Origin of the sequence: Stenotrophomonas lacuserhaii, assembly GCF_039674585.1 — a bacterium.
In the GTDB taxonomy this organism is placed as follows: Bacteria; Pseudomonadota; Gammaproteobacteria; order Xanthomonadales; family Xanthomonadaceae; genus Stenotrophomonas; species Stenotrophomonas pennii_A.
Window position 1 is genome coordinate 1 of the sequence record NZ_JBDJNU010000089.1, and the last position, 315, is coordinate 315.

Below are 315 nucleotides of genomic sequence, written 5' to 3' on the forward strand. Positions count from 1 at the left end.
CCGATGTGAAGACAGGTAAAATGCCGCCTCCCAAGCGGGAATAGCTCAGTTGGTAGAGCGCAACCTTGCCAAGGTTGAGGTCGCGAGTTCGAGTCTCGTTTCCCGCTCCAGATTCTGGAAAGAGGCCGAAAGGCCTTTTTTTTTTGTGCCGGTGAAGCGGGCGGCCTCCCTGCCGTCTCTTGACACCTGCGACAGGTCGTGTAGAATGCCGCCTCCCAAGCGGGAATAGCTCAGTTGGTAGAGCGCAACCTTGCCAAGGTTGAGGTCGCGAGTTCGAGTCTCGTTTCCCGCTCCAGGTTTTGAAGAAGAGGCCCA

Annotated in this window: 2 tRNA genes; both read left to right on the forward strand. The window is 56.8% G+C overall.

Annotated elements, in window-relative coordinates:
* The first annotated feature begins 34 nt into the window (after nt 1-34).
* Nucleotides 35-110: transfer RNA gene (locus tag ABE522_RS17480), tRNA-Gly, on the forward strand.
* Nucleotides 111-219: 109 nt separating this feature from the next.
* Nucleotides 220-295: transfer RNA gene (locus ABE522_RS17485), tRNA-Gly, on the forward strand.
* Nucleotides 296-315 lie beyond the last annotated feature (20 nt).